The sequence below is a fragment of the Pseudodesulfovibrio sp. JC047 genome (assembly GCF_010468615.1).
Taxonomy (GTDB): Bacteria; Desulfobacterota; Desulfovibrionia; order Desulfovibrionales; family Desulfovibrionaceae; genus Pseudodesulfovibrio.
Map to the genome: position 1 here is coordinate 1 of NZ_WUEH01000024.1, position 19053 is coordinate 19053.

Sequence of the window (19053 nt, forward strand, 5' to 3'; positions counted from 1 at the left end):
CCATCAGGGCCATATCAAGAGTATAGGCCGAATATATGACAGCATTCGATTCTGCGTTGCCAACAAAAAAAGCACTTGCCAAATGGGCGGGTCCATATATGTCTCCTTATTTGTCGATAAACGAGATAAGCCCCATTAACAGGGCATAATCATGGGGGTTTCTTCTCTTGGGAAATATGCTAAGTCACGATGACGTACAGATGCTTTGAAGAATGCCCAGCGTGCACAGAATGGTGTATATTTGAAAGAGAGGAGAGGGTGTGATGATGCGTGATACTCCCGAGGACGTTCAGGAACAAAAACAGTTGCTGATTGTCAAACAGCCGATTTTTGACCGAAACAAGTCGGTCTGGGGGTATAGATTCCTCGTCAATCACGTCCAGGAGGACGGGAATATCGCTGGTGAGCGCAGTGATCTTGAGTTGGTGACGGAACAGCTGGCGTCCATTTTTGCCTATAGAGAGAGTGGGGCGACAGAAATTTTTTTTGTGCTTTCAGTCAAGGATGAGACGCCGCTCGAACAAACTGCTTTTCCATTGAATTTAGCAAATTGTGTATTAAGCATGAGTGGTGAGGCCGTGAATCTCCGGCAATGTTCTCATTTGGCCGATCTTGTTCGAGAACGCGGTGGGCTGTTGGCCGCTGAGGCGGATGATCCTTCGGACGTGTTGGAAGTGGTCCTGAAACAGTGTGATGTGGTTAAGGTCTCCATGGCCGGCAAAAATCCAGCTGAAATCGTGACGCTTTGTCAGAAATTCAAAGGGTGCTCAGGCAAATTGATGGCCGCCAATGTTGAGAATTGGGAAACCTACGAAGGTGCCCGTGCTCTTGGTTTTCAATATTTTCAGGGATCGTTTTTTGGTATGCCCGAAGTCAAGGCAGCCAAGGTGCTCCAGTCCACATCTGTTGCCAAATTGCAATTGTTGAAGGCCTTGAATAGTCCTGACTGCGGCATGGATGAGCTTGCTTCGATTATCGCGTCTGATATTTCCTTGAGTTATCGAATCCTTCGGTACATCAATTCAGCCTCTTTCGGGTTTCAGACCCAGATCAAGTCCATCCAGCAGGCCGTGACATTGCTTGGTTTGAAAGAATTGAAGCATTGGTGCACGGTGGTGGTCATGACAGATATCGATTCCACCCCCAAGGGCGAAGAGGTCGCGTATACGGCATTACTTCGGGCGCGATTCCTTTCTCGATTTGCCGAATTGAGCACGACGGTTACCCCGTCGCCTGATTCCATGTTCATGTTGGGGCTATTTTCCAAATTGGACGCACTCCTTTCGTTTCCCATGGAGCAGGCGCTTGAAAATGTTTCCCTGGATACAAATCTCATGGATGGTTTATGCGGTGTTCCCAATGAGTATAACACGCTAACCCGTATGATGGAGTCCATTGAAGCTGGGGATTGCTCAGAGGCCAGCAAGGTCTTGAAACAGTATGCCGTCAACTGTGTGGAAATGGCTGCGGAATACATGAAGGCCGCCACATGGACATCGCAGCAATTGAGTGAAATGCAGCAATGAGATCTCTTGCAAATGATGTAAAAAAAACCGGAATACATCGTATTCCGGTTTTTTTATTTTTGAATGGCGACAAGTTACAGTGTATTGGCTCGTTTTGTGTCGTCTTTGAAGAGCTTGTAGTTGATGGCATCGACCACGGCCTGCCAACTGGCTTCGATGATGTTGTGTGAGACACCCATTGTCGTCCAGTGGGCATCTTGATCGCCGGTTTCAACGAGCACTCGGACAAAGGATGCGGTGCCGCCGGTGTCTCGCACTGCACCTGATAATACGCGGACCTTGAAGTCGAGGAGACGAATGGTTGAAAGTTCCGGATAGAATCGTTCCAGTCCTTTTCGCAGCGCACGGTCAAGGGCGTTGACCGGTCCCATGCCGGTGGCAGCGGTGTGTTCCTGCTGGCCTTTGACTTCTACGATGACCGTGGCTTCAGTGAATGGTTCTGGGTCTTCTTCCCGTTTGGCATCGACCACAAAGAAGTTTTTGAAATGGAAATAATCGAGCGGTTGTCCCAATGCCTCCTGAAGGAGTAATTCAAAGGAGGCATCCGCCACGGAATATTCATATCCCATGCTTTCACGCAATTTAAGTTCCTTGAGCAGGCGATCGACAGTGGGGTCGTGTTTGCCCAGATCATAGCCCAGTTCTTTGGCCTTGAAGAGGATATTCGATTTCCCTGCCTGATCCGAGAGCAGAACGCGCTGGACATTCCCTACGGTTTTTGGAGGGATGTGTTCATATGTTTTGGAATCTTTCAGGATGGCGGAAACATGGATGCCCCCTTTGTGCGCAAAGGCCGAAGCCCCGACAAAAGGTTGGCGCATGAAAGGCCGAAGATTTGCTGTTTCGCTGACGAAATGGGACGTATTCAAGAGTCTTGGAAGATTGGCTTTACCAATGGTGTCAATACCCATTTTCAATTCGAGATTGGGGATGACCGAACAGAGATTGGCGTTGCCGCACCGTTCGCCATAGCCATTGACTGTCCCTTGAATCTGAGTGGCTCCTTGCCGGACGGCCTCAAGCGAGTTGGCAACAGCGACTTCTGAATCATTGTGCGCATGAATGCCCAGTTGCGCTTCGGGAATGACCGTTTTGAGTGCCTGCATGGCTTCGGCTATTTCGGAGGGAAGGGAACCGCCGTTGGTATCGCAGAGAATCAAGCGCGCGGCACCGGCTTCATGAGCGGCTTGGACTGCTTGAAGTGCGTATTCCGGATTGTGTTTGAAACCATCGAAAAAGTGTTCGGCATCAAAGATGACTTCATCCACTCGTTTGTTCAGATAACTGACGCTGTTGGCAATGAGTTCGAGATTACGTTCGAGAGAGATACCAAGGGCTGTGGTGGCGTGTAGGTCCCAGGTTTTGCCGAAGATCGTGATGACGGAGGTGTTTGCGGCGAGCAGGTTGGAAAGATTCGGGTCTTTTTCCGGGGTGGTCTTGGCAAAATGGGTGGAACCAAAGGCGGTCAGCTTGGCGTTCTCCCATGTATGTCCCTTGATTCTTTCAAAGAATCTCTGGTCCGTGGGGTTGGCGCCTGGCCAACCCCCTTCGATGTACTGTATACCCAGCTCATCCAGCTTGTGAGCGATGCGGATTTTGTCTTGTGTGGTGAGATTCAGTTCCTCTGCTTGTGCCCCGTCTCGTAAAGTCGTGTCATATATTGTTACGTGTCTCATGTGTTACTCTGTATGTTTGCCTTCTTCCAGGTTGAAGGCTTTGTGGAGTGTGCGTACAGCCAGTTCGGTGTACTTGTCGTCGATCAGGCAGGTGACCTTGATCTCGGATGTGCTTATCATCAGGATATTGACGTTCTCATCGGCAAGCGCTTGGAATGCCCGTGAGGCCACTCCGGAATGATTTCGCATGCCGACGCCGATAATCGAGATTTTTGAGACATTGAGGTTGTGGGTGAGTTCTTCGAAGCCGATTTCGTATTGGAGCTTGGACAGCGTCTTTATGGTCATGTCCACATCTGAACGGGGAACAGTGAATGTCATGTCGGTCAAGCCGTCTTTACTCGGATTCTGGACGATCATGTCAACCAGAATTTTCTTGTCTGCCAGGGGAGAGAATATTTGTGCGGACACGCCCGGATGGTCGTGGACATGGACCAGTGTAATCTGGGCCTGATCTTTGTCATAAGCGATCCCGGAAACGAGAACGGATTCCATATTTTCATCCTCCTGAGTGACTATAGTGCCCGGTTCGTCTGAAAAAGTAGAGCGGACATGGACGGTTACATTATATTTTTTGGCAAATTCCACGGAACGGATCTGAAGGACCTTGGCACCCATGCTGGCCATTTCCAGCATTTCATCATAGGCGACTTTGTCGATTTTTCGCGCATCCGTACACATGTTGGGGTCGGTAGTGAAAACACCCGGCACATCGGTATAAATTTCGCAGACATCAGCATCCAGAGCCGCAGCCAGCGCGACTGCAGAGGTGTCCGAGCCGCCTCGTCCGAGCGTGGTAATGCGTTTGTTTGCAGTACAACCTTGGAACCCGGCAATGACGAGGATGTCGTACTCTTGGAGCAGTTCTTCGAGTTCCTCGGCGTCAATGGCTTCAATTCGGGCTTTGCCGTGCGCTTCGTTTGTTTTGACCGGAGCCTGAAAGCCCAGAACAGAGCGACATTTGACGCCCTGTTGCTTGAGTAGCATGGCAAACAATGAGGTTGAGACCTGTTCACCGGTCGAGACCAGCGAATCAACTTCAGCGGGGTCAGGGGTGTCGGTCCACTCTTTGGCAAGGGCGAGGAGTCTGTTGGTTTCTCCGGACATGGCCGAAAGAACCACGATGACCTTGTTGCCTTCCCGATAGGGGCGAAGGACTTTTTGCATGACTTGACGTTGACATTCCAGGTTGCGGACTGACGTTCCGCCAAATTTTTGTACGACGATGTTCATGATGCGTTCTGCTTTGTCTTTAGTGCTGTTCGTGTTCCTGTGCCACGGATTCGACAAGTGTTCGTGTCGTTTCTCCGACTGCCTGGAGTGTCAGATCCCGTCCTTTTTCTGAAGGGGACCAACGCAACAGGAGCGCTTCACTGGGCCAGAGTTCACGGTCAAGAAATTGAATCCATTCAATGATCGTAACGGTTTCCGTCTCCTCCAACTGCTCAAAGAGCGCGTCATCCGGAGGCATTCCTTCCAATCTGTACAAATCAAAATGTGCCACGGGTGGTGTGGTGGGGTACAGATTGAATATATTGAAGCTCGGGCTGGACACTTCGGCCATTTCCGAGCCTGGCAAGGATTCGACAAACCCTCTCACCAGCGTGGTTTTGCCTGAACCGAGGTCGCCTTGCAAGAGCAATGACGGCGGGGTGGGCATTTTTTTTACGCAGTGAGCCAGAAATCGACCCAAGGCAAGGGTGGCTTCCAAGTCGGGAAGGTGCAGTTGTACGTCCATGAAAATCCTTCGACTATGCTTTCAAGAGGGTTTTCAAAACGTCTTCTTTGCCGACCACACCAACGAGAGCCTCATTCTCAACGACTGGCAATGTGAACAATTTCTGATTTGCCATGACAGTCGCGATATCCTCAAGGGAGGTTTCTGGCGAAATTACGGTCGGGTCGTGTGTCATGGCTTCGGCGACCGTCACCGCTGACATTTTGCTCATTTCGCGTTCGAGATCTTCATGTGAAGAAATGGGGAATACGCCATCGAGCAGGGTGAAAAAGGACGGCATGGTTATTTTTTTCTGTTGGACGACAAGGTCCGCCTGACACAGGATGCCGACAACCGTTTCTTCTTCGAGGACTGGTGCGCCGTTGATTTTGTGTGTCAGCAATGTTTGGGCGGCGGTGGTGATATCGGTATCCGGTGTCAATGTAATGCAATCAGTGGTCATGATGTCTTGAGCTGTCAACATGGTTGATCTCCTGGGTGTTTTGTCGTTGCCACGGTCGGCAACATGTGGGCAATTTCTGAAGCGAGATTGCCACGCATGGGAAATTCTTCATTCAATGCGCTGCCTGCCAGCCCATGCCAGTAGACACCGAGACAGGCTGCCTGAATTGGGGCAAGGCCTTGGGCCATAAGTGAACCGATGACGCCGGACAGGACGTCTCCCGAGCCGCCAACGGCCAGATTGGGTTCTGAAAACGGGCTGAGGCAGGTCAGATCACTATCCGATACCACGGTTCCGGCTCCTTTGAGAACCAGAGTGGCGTCCGAAAGGTGTGAAAAAGTTCGGACGGCCTGCATTCGATCGGCCTGAATTTTTGCTGATGATGTGGTGAGCAATCGGGCCATTTCTCCCGGATGCGGCGTCAGTACGGTTTGTTCCGGCAGGACATCAAGCAGGTCCATGGATTGGGCGAGCGCAAACAGTGCATCCGCATCCAGAATGATTGGTTGTGTGCATTCACGAATGAACGCGGCAATAAAGGCCTGAGTTTCCGTGTCTCTGCCAATTCCCGGTCCTAGAATAACCGCATCGAAACGCGATAATTCGTTGAGCACCAGATGAGCCAGAGACGGTTTCCATGTCGATCCTTCGCCCAGTGGGAGCGTCATGATGTCAGGAGATCCTGCCTTGATGGCATCGGCTACCCCTCCGGGACAGCCAATGGTGACGAGTCCGGCTCCACTTCGGAGTGCTCCGAGGCCCGCAAGATGAGGTGCGCCTGTCAATCCGGCACTGCCTCCAAGAATCAGGACATGGCCCGCTTTTCCTTTGTGCATGGTCGGTGAAACGTGGGGAATCAGGTGCATGATTTCTCTGGTAATGAGATGATGATCCACACCGTGTTTATTTTGTATTTTCAGGGGAATACCGATGGGACAAACGTGAATGGTGCCGGTATATTGATCGGCTTCGGGCATAACCAGTCCAAGCTTCGGGGCTTCGAAGGTCGCTGTTGCATCGGCCATGACCGCGATCGGTTGGGCCGAGCCACTCAAGCCGTTCAAGCCGGAAGGGATATCGACGGCCAGCACAAAGGCCTGATGGCCGAGCCGGTTTATGGTTTGAATCAGGGTTTGATACGCTGGCCGCAGGTCTCCCGAGAATCCGGTGCCCAGCAATGCGTCGATGATGATGTCCGGCTGCGGAAGGGTGTCCAGCGAGACATCGGAAAGATGCGTGAGCGGGATATCGAGTTTATTTGCCCACGACAGGTTGATGCCGGTTTCGCCAGTATAGTCCTTTTGGGGCTTTGTGTGAAAGACGGTTACATTTGCTCCCAGATCATGGAGGTGTCTGGCTATGGCGAGTCCGTCGCCGCCATTATTCCCTGAGCCGACAAAGCAGAATACGTCTGAAGCTGCCACGGAACCATATTCTTCAAGAATGACATTGACGGCCTCATGACTGGCGGTTTCCATGAGGGTGATGCCGGGAATACCAATGGAATTGATGGTTTCGTGATCCCAGATACTCATTTCAGTCGGTGTGGGAAGTGGCAACAGCATAGCGTCTCCAAAGAGATTGGTGTGAATTTATCCTTCCAGTATCACGGTGGCACCAGCCGTGTCACGGGAATGGGTCAAAGTGATGTGCGCCGCAGTGACACCCTGTCGTTTACACGCTTCAAGGCCCGTGTCCAGAAAGGCGATTTCCGGTTTGCCGCTCGGTGCATGAAGGATTTCAACACATTTGAAATGGATGCCTTGGGCGAATCCGGTTCCCAACGCCTTGACCGCAGCTTCTTTTCCGGCGAACAGCGCGGCCAGGCGTTTGGTTGGATGTGCGTGTGGCAATTGGTCGATTTCGCGGTCTGTCAGGATGCGGTGGGCAAATCTGAGGCCGTACCGTTCCCAGAGTCGTTCAATGCGGTCCAGTTCCGCGAGGTCCATACCAATACCTTTTATCATGGTTAATCCGCGAACGAGCGAACAAGTTGCGCCATGTCACGGACCGCTCGATCAAGTCCGACATAGATGGCTTTGGCCATAATGGCATGGCCGATGGAATATTCCGTGATTCCAGGAACATCCTTGAAATTGAGAATGTTTCGGTAATTCAGGCCATGGCCGAGGTTGACTTTCAAGCCGATATCCTTGGCCAGAGCTATTCCCTTGAGGATTTTCTCAAGTTCCTTGTTCCGTGCGTTGATCTCTTTGGCATCGGCATAGTGGCCAGTGTGAATTTCAATGAATTCTGCGCCAGTGGCTTGAGCTGCTTGAATCTGTTTGGGATCGGCGTCAATAAAGAGGCTCGCCCGAATGCCTTTGGCATGAATAGGCTCAAGGAATTCTTTAAGTTCCTGTTCACGGCCGATGCAATCCAATCCGCCTTCGGTGGTGAGTTCCTGTCGTTTTTCGGGGACAAGGCAGACCATTTCCGGTTCGATTTTCAATGCGATGGATTGCATTTCTGCGGTGGCAGCCATTTCTAAGTGTAACCGAGTGTTGCAGGTTTGTTTGATGAGTTCCACGTCTCTATCTTGAATGTGACGACGATCTTCACGAAGATGGACAATGATTCCAGTTGCTCCGGCCATTTCCGCCATGTAGGCGGCGGTGACGGGTTCTGGTTCAATACCTCTTCTGGCCTGACGCAGTGTGGCCACATGATCGACGTTGACAACGAGTACCGGCATTCTTCTTTCCTCCGAACTGAGCAATAAAGTGATATCTTCAAATATTAAGCCTTCTTCATTTGAATGGCAATAGTTGAGACAATGGGCTATCAAATTAGGATTCTCTTGACAGGAAAAAAGGCTTAGAGGTATCGACTTGGCCTATTATTGATTTGAAATATCATCGGGAGCTGTCTTGCTATGAACGTATGCATCGTTGGCACTGGGTATGTGGGCCTTGTCTCCGCAGCCTGTTTTGCCGAAATGGGAAATAATATTATTTGTGTGGATGTCAATCCAAAAGTCGTGGAGACCTTGAGGAGTGGCAAGGTCCATATCTTTGAGCCTGGTCTGGAAGATTTGGTCAAACGCAATACTGAGCAGGGTCGATTGATCTTCACCACGGATTTGGGAGAAGGGTTGGCCGTCTCGGAAATAGTTTTTATTACAGTTGGAACTCCGTGTGGGGACGATGGTTCTTGTGATCTTTCCTATGTGGATGCCGTTGCCCGGGAAATTGGGCAGCGCATGACAAGCCCGAAGATTGTTGTGGATAAATCGACTGTCCCAGTTGGCACGGCGGACCGGGTGCGAGGTATTATCGCCGATGCCCTGGAGCAACGAGGCGAGTCCATTGATTTTGACGTGGTTTCCAATCCCGAATTTCTGAAAGAGGGTGATGCCGTCAACGATTTCATGAAACCGGACCGGGTCATTGTCGGAACGGAGAATGACGATTCGGCTCAGGCATTACAAGTCTTGTACGGTCCTTTTGCCCGGAATCGTGAGAAGCTCATTGTCATGGGAGTGCGTTCTGCGGAAATGACCAAGTATGCGGCCAACTGCATGCTTGCAACAAAGATTTCGTTCATCAATGAAGTCGCCAATATTTGTGAACGAGTCGGAGCGAATGTCTCGGAAGTTCGTGCGGGAATCGGATCTGACAGCCGCATTGGCTACAGCTTTATTTATCCGGGTGTCGGATACGGTGGGTCCTGTTTTCCCAAGGATGTGAAAGCACTCATCGGTACGGCTGCGGAAAACGGGTATGATGCCCGGCTGATTCGGTCCGTGGATGAGGTCAATAACGCGCAAAAACGTGTTTTGTCTGATAAAATCAAAGAATATTTTGAGCCGCAAGGTGGCGTGAAGGGACGTACTTTGGCCATGTGGGGCATTGCCTTCAAGGCCAATACCGATGACATTCGAGAGGCGTCAGCCATTGAAGTCATCAAGGAATTGACGGCTCTAGGCATGACGGTTCGTGCTTTTGATCCCGAGGCGAACGAGCGTGCTCGTGAAGAAGTTGGTCACCTCGACGGATTGGACATTCTCGACGATCAATATGCAGTTCTGGATGGCGCGGACGCTCTGGCGGTGGTCACGGATTGGAATCAGTTTCGGGACCCGGATTTCGAACGTATCAAGCGGGACATGAAGGCCCCGTTGGTCTTTGACGGTCGGAACCTGTATTTGCCGGAACGCATGGGGCAGGCTGGATTTGCCTATTTCAGCATCGGAAGAAAGCCCGTCAAATAAGAGCCTTAGAATCGGTATTCTTTGCTATAAAAAACTCCCCGCTTCACAGACGAAGCGGGGAGTTTCTTGTTGATGTCTCAAATTAGAATTGGCTTTTGCAACAGGTCCGATATTGCAGTTCCTGTAAAATGACGCGTTCATATTCAGGATTATATTCCAACTCGGTTTGTTCGTGCTGGTCAAGAATTTTGGCAAGTTGTTGTGTTTCTTCCCAAAAATCAAGAAGTTCTTCGTCAGCCAGATTTTTGACCTGTTCTTCCAGAGAGTATTGGTCACTGAAATTTGCGTATTGGCCCATAGGTAAAAGGTCCATCCTGTATGTAAAAAGTCAAAAAAATCAAACTAATAGGTGCAATGCAAAATGTAAGTTAGTCGTTTCTTATTTTATCGTCAATAGAACTTTGGCGTTTTACTTGCCTAGATGCTGTTAACTTGTTTTATTTATTGATAAAAAAAGATGCTTTGTTTGTAATTACAGCATGATGGGAACGAGTGATGTGCGTCTTGTCAAGGATTCCGTGCGGATGGAGATTCTGATTGACAAAGAAGGGTGCTGTTGACAGATTCAATGACTGAAAATGAGAATGAAAAAGACTTGGACCGAGCCACTGAGGACGGAGTTATCATGAGCCTTGAAATTGAAGAAATTGGCGATGTCAAGGGAGCCGAGAGCGATCAGGAGTTGATTCAACTGGTCACGTTCAGCATTGGTGAAGAAGAGTTTGGCGTGAATATACTTCAGGTTCAGGAGATCATCCGGACCATGGAGATCACGAACGTCCCACGTGCGCCTGAATTCGTGGAAGGGGTTATCAATCTGCGAGGGAAGGTTATTCCCATCGTGGATATGCGCCGTCGTTTTGGCCTTGAGTCAAAGGAACACGATAAATATACTCGGATTATTGTCATCGAAATCGGAATGATTATCGTTGGTTTCGTTGTGGATGCGGTTTCTGAAGTCTTGCGTATCCCTGCAAATTCCGTCCAGCCGCCGCCTCCGGTTGTTGCCGGTATGGATGCTGATTATATTGATGGCGTGGGGAACCTTGATGACAGGCTTCTTATCTTGTTGGATCTGGACTCCTTGTTGGATAACGAGGAAAAGGAAGCCTTAGGCACGGTATAGCGCGTCGAGATAGTTGATGACAAGCCGCTTCACTCCCGATAGGGAGAAGGCGGCTTTTCCGTTTTGCGTCAAAAAAATTGAGAGCGACCAATCAGTCAAACCATGTCAGTATATCCTCAAGCCATAGCAGAATTCATGCGTAAAGCGGTTGATTCTGTGCGTATTTTCAAGAGTGGTCCCGGCAGTCAGGCCCTGATGGCGGGTTCCTTGCTTGCCAAGGGGAACAGTGCGATTATTGTTGTTCCCGGTGTGGCCGAATTTCGGGAAATGCGTGCTCTTCTCACGCTTTTTTCTTCTTCATCTTCCGCTACTCCCTTGGAACGACCGACTTGGGAAAACGAGTGGCTTTTTCTTCCCCCATATCATTCGAAAACAGCCGACGCGCAGGCGTGGAGTGAACGGTGGGCCGCTCTGTATGGCCTGACCTACGGGAAAAAACCGTGTGGCGTGCTCATGACATCTGACAATTTCCTGCCACATTGGCCGGAAGAGTCCGTCTTGCGTGAGAATTGGGTTTCTCTCGTAAAAGGCGAAGAAATGTCGCCGGATATCCTTTTGGAGCAGCTGGTCAGTTGGGGATATGTGCGACGTAAGCTCGTTTCCGGTCCTGGGGACATGGCGATGCGCGGAGATATTCTCGACATTCATGCGCCGGGATATGCCTTGCCTGTGCGGTTGGAGTTTTTCGGCGATATTCTTGAGGAAATCCGACTGTTCGATCCCGCATCGCAACGGTCAAAGGCGGATCTGAATGAGGCTGTTTTGTTGCCGGTTGCGCCAGGAATCACCACTGATGTGTATGCTGAACAAGCCACGGTCATGTGGGAAAAACTCAGGAAAACCGGCGAGATAAATGCAGTTCAGGAACATTCCCTGCTGGAACGGCTTGATGTGAACAACGGTTTTGTCTGGCCCGGGTTATACTACGAGAATCCGGTTGGACTGGAGACATATTTTCCCAAAAATGCCGCATATCTGTTGTCTTCTGGTGGAGCATTACGTGCGCGGCTTGAAGATCGTGATCAGGCATGGCGTGATTTCCTCAAGGAAGAAGAACGAGAAAAAGGGGTGAGTCTGCCGTTGCGGTTCATCGTTCGGACGCATGAAGCGGCTCGTCAGGTATGGCGTGATGCCCGGCAGCTTGTGTTTGAAGATTTGACCATTGGTCGGGAAAAAAATGGGATCGATATGGGGGAAACTCCGTATAGCGATTTTACCGATATTTTTTGGCAGCCTGAAGCGTCCCGGAGGCCGTGGTCTGCACTCATGACCGGTTTGAAGGAATGGAACACATCCGGTCAAACCACAATTCTCAGTTTTCGAACCCAACGTTCACGAAGTAAATTTCTGGCTTTGGCAGAGCAGGAAAACCTGCCCATGAGCCTGGACTACACTTCGGGGAAACGGGGCATTTTTGCGCTGATTTCTCCATTGCGCAAAGGCATGGAATTGACGTGGAACCAGACTCGTCTTCTTGGTGAAGAGGTTTTGCAGCCTCAGGCTCCTCGTGTGCATGTCGGACGGGATAAAGCTTTCAAGGGCTTGGAAAAATACGATGATTTGTCAGAAGGAGATCTTCTGGTCCATCGGGATTATGGGCTGGCCCAATTTGGTGGATTGCACCACATGAACCTTGGTGCCGGGTCAAACGATTATCTTTTGTTGTTTTTTTCCGGTGACGATAAATTGTATCTTCCGGTGGACCGACTGAATTTGGTGCAACGGTTCAAGGGGCCGGAAGGGGCCAAGCGGCCTTCTTTGGACAAGCTTGGTGGGACGCGGTGGAGCAAGACCACGGCCAAGGTGCGCAAGGCAATTGAGAAAATTGCGCACGAATTGGTTGAAATGTATGCTTTTCGCAAGGTTGGTAAAGGGTTCGGATACGGTCCATTGGATGAGATGTATGCCGAATTTGAAGCGACCTTCGGCTTTGAGGCAACGCCGGATCAGGACCGGGCGGTTGCCGATGTCTTTCGAGATATGGAAAAATCGGAACCAATGGATCGGCTGGTGTGCGGTGACGTGGGCTTTGGCAAGACCGAAGTGGCCCTTCGAGCAGCTTTTCGAGCGGCTTTGGAAGGGTATCAGACCGCTTTGCTCTGTCCGACAACCGTTCTGGCCGAACAACATTATCAGACTTTTACCAAACGGATGGAAGGATTTCCGGTCCGGGTGGGAATGCTTAGTCGATTTGTTTCGGCCAAACGGCAGAAGACCATCATCGAAGCCGCAGCTCGGGGAGAAATCGATATCCTTATCGGGACACACCGTTTGTTGTCCAAGGATGTGGAGCTACCGAATCTCGGATTGCTCATTTTGGATGAAGAGCAGCGTTTTGGAGTGAAGCATAAGGAAAAACTGAAACATTTCAGACAGAATATTGATGTTTTGACCCTGACCGCGACGCCTATTCCCAGAACGTTGCAGCTTTCTCTGTCCGGTATCCGAGGGTTGTCCGTGATCGAGACCCCGCCAGTTGACCGCAAACCGGTTAAAACTGCACTCATTGAGCGTGACAAGCTTGAATTGAAGGGCGTGCTTGAACGAGAGCTTGAGCGTGGGGGCCAGGTCTACTGGGTGTACAACCGGGTAAATGGATTGGCTCAGGTTGCGGATTATGTGCGGGAATTGGTGCCTGATGCCAAAGTAGGCATGGCCCATGGTCGTATGAATGAGAAGACGTTGGAAGAGGCCATGCGAAATTTTTGGCATGGAGAACTCGATGTTCTCGTGTGTACCGCTATTGTCGAATCCGGTCTTGATTTTCCGAATGCCAATACATTGATCGTGGATCAGGCGCAGCTTTTCGGGCTTGGCCAGTTGTATCAGCTTCGAGGCCGTGTCGGACGAAGCGAGCGGCAGGCGTATGCCTATTTTGTGGTGCCGTCCATCAAGGATATTTCGGAAATCGTTCGTAAACGCTTGCGTATCATTCTGGACATGGATTATCTGGGAGCAGGATTCAAGGTCGCCATGGAAGATTTACGGCTTCGAGGAGCCGGTAATATTTTAGGTGAAGTCCAGTCCGGGCAGATGGCCAAGGTTGGGCTGGAGTTGTTTTTGGAAATGCTGGAAGAAGAAGTGCGTCGCTTGCGTGGCGAGGCCGAGACCAGAGCCAGCGATCCTGAATTGAATTTCGTTTTTGAAGCGCATATCCCGAGTGGATATATTCCTGATTCGAAAGAACGACTGCGTTATTACAAGGCGTTGTCGTCAGCGTCCACTGAGTTGGGACTTCGGGAGTTCGAGGCGGAAATACGGGATCGTTTTGGCCCGTTGCCAGAGACGTTGGATGCCTTTTTCGGCGTATTGCGTCTGAAACAGACCTTGTCCCATTTGCAGGCGGCCCGGGCGGAATTGTATCCGGGACGGGCGGTTGTCACTTGGAGTGATACCGCTATTGCGGTCAGTCCTGAAAAATTGATTCAGTGGGTTGGTGCCCACGGAGATATGGCTCGGATCATTCCTCCGGCCAAGTTGGAAGTCCGCTATGGAACAACTGACTCCATGCGGCAGGCCCTTGAAGAAACGGCTGTTGATTTGGAGGCCATGTTGGATATGAAATCTGAAACAGCACACGATACACACTAAGAGTTGCTATGTTGCGCACGATCTGTATGGTCTTGATTCTTGCCCTTTTTGCGGGCTGTTCCGGTGATTCTGATGATATCGGAATTGTCGCACGAGTGAATAAGGCTCCTATTTATTTGACACAATTGGAATTTCAACATGACCAATTTCAGGCGGATTCTATCGGATCCTATGCCCCGAGTGTGGAAAAGCTCAGGGCTGAATATGGTGACATTCTAGCCGATCTGATCGTTCAGGAGTTGGTTGTTCAGGATCTGGTCCGTCGGGATATGGCGGTGACGGACAAAGAAGTTCAGGAAGCTGAAGACGTCGTTCGGGCAGACTATCCTGAAGGCGCGTTCGAACAGGTCCTGGTCGAGGAATATATCGATTTGAAATCATGGCGTCGTCAGTTGAAATATTATCTGGCGCAGAAAAAATTGTTTCAACATGTGCTGAGAGCACAGATCAAGATTGATTACAAGGAAGCCGAAGCCTACTACCGTGAGCATATTTCCGATTTTTATCTGCCGGAGAGTATGCGCATACTCGTGGTTCGAGGCCCGAGCCGGGAATTGGTGGTCAAGGCGGTTGAGAAATTCAACCGAGACCGGAACCAAATGAATCTGGCCACGGCTTTTGGCGAGGTGGAAACCCGTGAAGTGGTTGTTCGGGAAGGCCGCATTTCCGCTGCATGGCGGAGTGCCTTGGAAGGGTTGAAACCGGGACAGTCGAGTGATGTCCTGACGGATCGACTCGGTTTTGAGGCGTTGGTCCTTTTGGAGCGCAGTGAAGCCAAGGTCCTGGCGCCGGCTCAGGCATATCCTCTTGTGGAAGAAGCCTTGCTTGAGAGTAAATTGCGGGATGTCTTTGACGTTTGGTTGACGGACAATCTTGCGTCGGCAAAGATCACCGTGAGTGAGCATCTGCTTGCTGAGGCTGAAGAGAAAAGTGTGGCCAAATCTGTGGAGCCAGACATGTCGGCGATTCAGGAAAATATGGAAAAATCCAACCCGGATACATCCAATAGTGCGGCCTCTGAAAAATAAATCAACGGCCTATTCGTTGCATAGTTTGTTCAAACTGACTAGAATTTGTCAAAATATTGGTGAAACTCGCAGGGTGTTTCACTGTCCAAGGAGTACATGCGTGGTCAAATTTTTTTCTCTGATCATTGGAGCCATGTTGATGCTTTCCGCAGCGCAGGCATGGGCAGCCGAGACGGTTATCAATCGGATTTTGGTCAAGATCAATGACAACATCATCACTGAATATGATCTTGATGAAGAGATGAAACCGATCATGGAGAAGCTTAAGGGAAGGGTGCTCAGTGCTGCTGAAAAACAGCAGCTTGGCAAAATTCGGAAACAGGCTCTCAACAATTTGATTAACCAGGTGCTTGTGGATCAGGAAGTCGCTCGCTACGGGATTTCCATTAGCGAAGCGAGTATTGACAAGGAAATTCAGCGTGTCAAAGATGAACAGGAATTAGACGATGCCGGGTTTGAGGCGTTGGTTGCCAAAGATGGACTGACTCTTCAGGACTTTCGTGCAAAGTTGAAAAAGTTGTTTGAAAAACAAGAACTTATTGGACACATGGTCAATAAGAAAGTGCTTGTCACCGATACGGAAATTGCGGAAGAGTACGCCGACAGAAAAGATGATTATACGCTCGACAAGATGGTCGAATTGGCCATTATCCTTTTGCCGTCGGATGTGTCCGCGGTTGAGGTGAAAGAGCGGATCAACGATGAAGAACTGACGTTTGCTGAAGCCGCGAGCAAGTACAGCATCGGTCCCGGTGCTGCTGCTGGTGGGTCTATCGGTGAAGTCGGATATGCGGATCTGGCAGAGGACTGGAAAGAGGCCTTGAGAGGGCTGCAACCCGGTGGTGTCAGTGAACCTTTGACCATTCAGGGGAAGGAAGCCTTGCTTTCTCCCGTGACTATTTCGGAAGATCGTCTGGTGCCTTTGGAAGAGGTGCGGGACGATATTTACAAGGAATTGATGCAGAAAAAACGAGATACTATTTTTACCGAGTATTTCGATACGTTGAAACAAAGCTCGGTCATCGTGTATATGGACGATGCGACCAAGCCTGAGAATGGAGTGTCTCAATGAATTTTCAGGAACTCGGAGAAACGTTGCGAGAGCGGCGTGAAGCCAAGGGGATGACAATAGAGGCGGTCATGGAGGCCACAAAGATCAGCAGGATCAATTTGGTGGCCCTTGAAGAAGGTGACACCTCTTCCATGCCACACCCAGTGTATGCCAAGGGATTTGTCAAAAGTTACGCCAGACTGCTTGATCTGGATGCTGAAGAACTCGCGCTGATCGTTGACCGGGAATATCAGCTCAATGAACAGAATGCTGATGAAGTCGATTATGACGTGTCGCCATCCGCTGAAAAGGCGTTCCACGAGATGGATGCCCCCGCAGCGAAAAAACGGTCCGTCTGGCCGTCCATTTTGCTTGTTGTGGTGTTGAGTTGTTCATTGATCGCGCTTGTCATGTATTTGAATAAAGGGGATGAAACGCCTGCTCCTGCAGAGATGAGTGAAAGCTCGGCCCCTGGAGTGCAAACCGAGGCACCTGTTGTTACTGAGCCGATGGAGTCTGTCGGCTCAGGCGAAGAGGCGACTCAACCTGCGGAGTCAACGGTGGATTTTCAGGAAGGGGCTGATGGCGTGGCCGGGACCGGGAATGAGATTCCCGAGTCTGCTCCGGTAGAGCCTCAGTCCGAGACTGAGCAGCCGGTTGCGGCACAACCCGCTGTTCCCTTGTCTGGAGACGGGGAAAAGCTCGTTGTTGCCACACAGGATGCGGCGCCAGGTCAAACCAAATATGCGCACGTCATGATAATCACGGCCACGACAAACAAAGGGTGCTGGATCGGTGTCTGGAAGGGTGATGAATCGAAAATGGCGCGAGATTTTGTCTTGAAAAACGGTGAGCCGCTTCGTTTGATGTTCAATTCGCCGAGACGGATTCGTATCGGCAATGTGGCTGGTGTGACCGTGACATACAATGGCAAGCCGTATGCTCTTGATACGAATAAGAGCAATATACAGACATTGTTTGTCGGTATGGATTAATCGTTGATTTTGAGGATGCCCAATGAGTTCTTCTGAAAAAGCCCTGGTACTCAAGGTTGGGGGTTTTCGGGAGGCGGATTGTTGGGTCAAGCTCTTGACGCCTACTCGTGGCGTCTTCAATGCCTTTGCTTTTGGCGGATCTCGCAGCCGCCGTCGGTTTGTCGGATGCCTTGACCCACTCAGTCATGTTTTATTCACCATAGGGACCAACAAGACCGGAACATACACGGTTCTTGAAGAAGGGTCCCTGCTGCACAATTTTCCCGCAATCCGAGAAAGTTCGGCCAAAACCGGTTTGGCAGTCAATTGCATGAAGTTTGTTGACGCTGTCGAAATTGATCCCTCGGACGCTCGTCCTGTCTATACGTTGTTGCTGGAAACATTATATATGTTAGAGAAAGACGGCGGCAGTAGCGCGTTTACTCCGTGGTTTTTTCGAGCAAAACTCGCTTTTGAAATGGGGTATCATCCTGATTTCCTTTCATGCGGAATGTGTGGCCGATCTCTGGTTGCGGAAGAGGGATGCCAATTCGGTGTTGAGGGGGGCCAAGTGGCCTGTCGGACTTGTCTTTCGAGCGGGAAACCGTTAGAGGGACTTGCTCGGCCTGTTTCGACCGGGGTACTTCGTGCTCTTGATTGGATTCAGCACAGCCGTCCTGCGGACTGGCTTACTGTCTCCATGGATTCCGAAGTCCGGCGGCAAGCAAGCCAATTGATCGAGCTTTTCGTCGCGTATCACCTGGGTCTGTCCTGGGATAATGGCATGTATAAAAAGGTATGAGTTGGAGTAAGCAATGAATTTTCAGGATGTTATACTGAAATTGCAAAATTTTTGGGCAGACTATGGTTGTGCTGTTGTCCAGCCCATGGACATAGAGTGTGGGGCCGGAACGTTCAACCCTTCCACATTCTTTCGAGTCATCGGTCCCGAGCCGTGGAAAACCGCATATGTCGAGCCTTCTCGCCGTCCTACTGATGGTCGGTATGGGGAGAATCCCAACCGGTTGCAGCACTATTATCAGTTTCAGGTGGTTTTGAAGCCGTCTCCTGACAACGTGCAGGAGCTGTATCTGGAGAGTTTGGCCGCTATTGGAATTGATGCAGCAGCGCATGATATCCGTTTTGTCGAAGATGACTGGGAATCCCCTACACTCGGCGCATGGGGTCTGGGCTGGGAAGTCTGGCTGAACGGAATGGAAGTGACACAGTTTACCTATTTCCAGCAGGTTGGCGGTATTGATTTGAAGCCGGTTTCCGTGGAAATAACCTACGGTCTTGAGCGGCTGTCCATGTATTTGCAGGAAAAGGAATCCGTGTATGATCTCATGTGGAATGATGAGATTCGATACGGTCACATTTTCCATCAGAATGAAGTCGAGATGTCCAAGTACAATTTCGAATTGGCAAATACGGAAATGCTGTTTGATCTTTTTAACAAATTTGAAGCCGAATGCCTCTCCCTATGCGAAGAGGGATTGCCTTGGCCTGCGTATGATTGCTGTCTCAAGTGCTCGCATTCTTTCAATATGCTGGACGCCCGAAGCGCCATTTCCATCACGGAGCGCGCTTCCTATATCGGGCGAGTCCGCAACCTGGCTTCCAAGATTGCCAGATTGTATGCGGACCAGCGGGAAGAAATGGGTTATCCCATGCTGAACAAGTAGTTG

Annotated in this window: 17 protein-coding genes; 9 read left to right on the forward strand and 8 right to left on the reverse strand. The window is 50.3% G+C overall.

Features of this window, described 5'->3' with window-relative positions; all coding sequences use genetic code 11:
- Nucleotides 1-263: 263 nt before the first annotated feature.
- Nucleotides 264-1526 (forward strand): HDOD domain-containing protein, encoded by a 1263-nt coding sequence (locus GO013_RS13935; RefSeq protein ID WP_163812141.1) that lies wholly within the window; start codon nt 264-266, stop codon nt 1524-1526.
- A gap of 74 nt (nt 1527-1600) precedes the next feature.
- Here GO013_RS13935 and cimA read toward each other — a convergent pair whose 3' ends face one another.
- The 7 genes from cimA to GO013_RS13970 are packed head-to-tail and all read right to left on the reverse strand — an operon-like array spanning nt 1601 to nt 8077.
- Nucleotides 1601-3202 (reverse strand): citramalate synthase, encoded by a 1602-nt coding sequence (cimA, locus tag GO013_RS13940; RefSeq protein WP_163812143.1) that lies wholly within the window; start codon nt 3200-3202, stop codon nt 1601-1603.
- A 3-nt stretch (nt 3203-3205) separates the two neighbouring features.
- Nucleotides 3206-4435 (reverse strand): aspartate kinase, encoded by a 1230-nt coding sequence (locus GO013_RS13945; protein WP_163812145.1) that lies wholly within the window; start codon nt 4433-4435, stop codon nt 3206-3208.
- Nucleotides 4436-4454: 19 nt separating this feature from the next.
- The gene (gene tsaE, locus GO013_RS13950; RefSeq protein ID WP_163812147.1) at nt 4455-4940 is read right to left on the reverse strand and encodes a tRNA (adenosine(37)-N6)-threonylcarbamoyltransferase complex ATPase subunit type 1 TsaE; all 486 of its coding nucleotides are present in this window, start codon (nt 4938-4940) and stop codon (nt 4455-4457) included.
- Between the two features lie 13 nt (nt 4941-4953).
- Nucleotides 4954-5403: a CBS domain-containing protein gene (locus GO013_RS13955; RefSeq protein WP_163812149.1), complete on the reverse strand. Its 450-nt coding sequence runs from the start codon at nt 5401-5403 to the stop codon at nt 4954-4956.
- Nucleotides 5397-6947, reverse strand: coding sequence for an NAD(P)H-hydrate dehydratase (locus GO013_RS13960; RefSeq protein ID WP_163812151.1), 1551 nt, complete (start codon nt 6945-6947; stop codon nt 5397-5399). The genes GO013_RS13955 and GO013_RS13960 overlap by 7 nt, the downstream gene beginning before the upstream one ends.
- 27 nt (nt 6948-6974) lie before the next feature.
- Entirely contained in the window at nt 6975-7349 is a 375-nt protein-coding gene (gene acpS / locus GO013_RS13965; RefSeq protein ID WP_163812152.1) for a holo-ACP synthase, read from the reverse strand.
- 2 nt (nt 7350-7351) lie between these two features.
- Nucleotides 7352-8077: a pyridoxine 5'-phosphate synthase gene (locus tag GO013_RS13970; protein WP_163812154.1), complete on the reverse strand. Its 726-nt coding sequence runs from the start codon at nt 8075-8077 to the stop codon at nt 7352-7354.
- Nucleotides 8078-8257: 180 nt separating this feature from the next.
- Between GO013_RS13970 and GO013_RS13975 the strand changes: the two genes are divergently transcribed.
- Entirely contained in the window at nt 8258-9595 is a 1338-nt protein-coding gene (locus GO013_RS13975; protein ID WP_163812156.1) for a UDP-glucose/GDP-mannose dehydrogenase family protein, read from the forward strand.
- A gap of 82 nt (nt 9596-9677) precedes the next feature.
- Here GO013_RS13975 and GO013_RS13980 read toward each other — a convergent pair whose 3' ends face one another.
- Nucleotides 9678-9893, reverse strand: coding sequence for a hypothetical protein (locus tag GO013_RS13980; protein WP_163812157.1), 216 nt, complete (start codon nt 9891-9893; stop codon nt 9678-9680).
- Nucleotides 9894-10220: 327 nt separating this feature from the next.
- Between GO013_RS13980 and GO013_RS13985 the strand changes: the two genes are divergently transcribed.
- The 7 genes from GO013_RS13985 (at nt 10221) to glyQ (ending at nt 19050) form a co-directional block, all read left to right on the forward strand.
- Nucleotides 10221-10721, forward strand: a complete 501-nt coding sequence (locus tag GO013_RS13985; protein WP_163812159.1) for a chemotaxis protein CheW — start codon at nt 10221-10223, stop codon at nt 10719-10721.
- A gap of 102 nt (nt 10722-10823) precedes the next feature.
- Nucleotides 10824-14312, forward strand: coding sequence for a transcription-repair coupling factor (gene mfd / locus GO013_RS13990; RefSeq protein ID WP_163812161.1), 3489 nt, complete (start codon nt 10824-10826; stop codon nt 14310-14312).
- 8 nt (nt 14313-14320) lie between these two features.
- The gene (locus GO013_RS13995; RefSeq protein WP_163812163.1) at nt 14321-15340 is read left to right on the forward strand and encodes a peptidylprolyl isomerase; all 1020 of its coding nucleotides are present in this window, start codon (nt 14321-14323) and stop codon (nt 15338-15340) included.
- Between the two features lie 100 nt (nt 15341-15440).
- Complete coding sequence (locus GO013_RS14000) at nt 15441-16412, forward strand: SurA N-terminal domain-containing protein (RefSeq protein WP_163812165.1); 972 nt, start codon at nt 15441-15443, stop codon at nt 16410-16412.
- A complete protein-coding gene (locus tag GO013_RS14005) occupies nt 16409-17386 on the forward strand; it encodes a RodZ domain-containing protein (RefSeq protein ID WP_163812168.1) in 978 nt (325 codons plus the stop codon). Before GO013_RS14000 ends, GO013_RS14005 begins: the two co-directional genes overlap by 4 nt.
- A gap of 22 nt (nt 17387-17408) precedes the next feature.
- The gene (gene recO / locus GO013_RS14010; protein WP_163812169.1) at nt 17409-18167 is read left to right on the forward strand and encodes a DNA repair protein RecO; all 759 of its coding nucleotides are present in this window, start codon (nt 17409-17411) and stop codon (nt 18165-18167) included.
- Between the two features lie 13 nt (nt 18168-18180).
- Nucleotides 18181-19050, forward strand: coding sequence for a glycine--tRNA ligase subunit alpha (gene glyQ / locus GO013_RS14015; RefSeq protein WP_163812171.1), 870 nt, complete (start codon nt 18181-18183; stop codon nt 19048-19050).
- Nucleotides 19051-19053 lie beyond the last annotated feature (3 nt).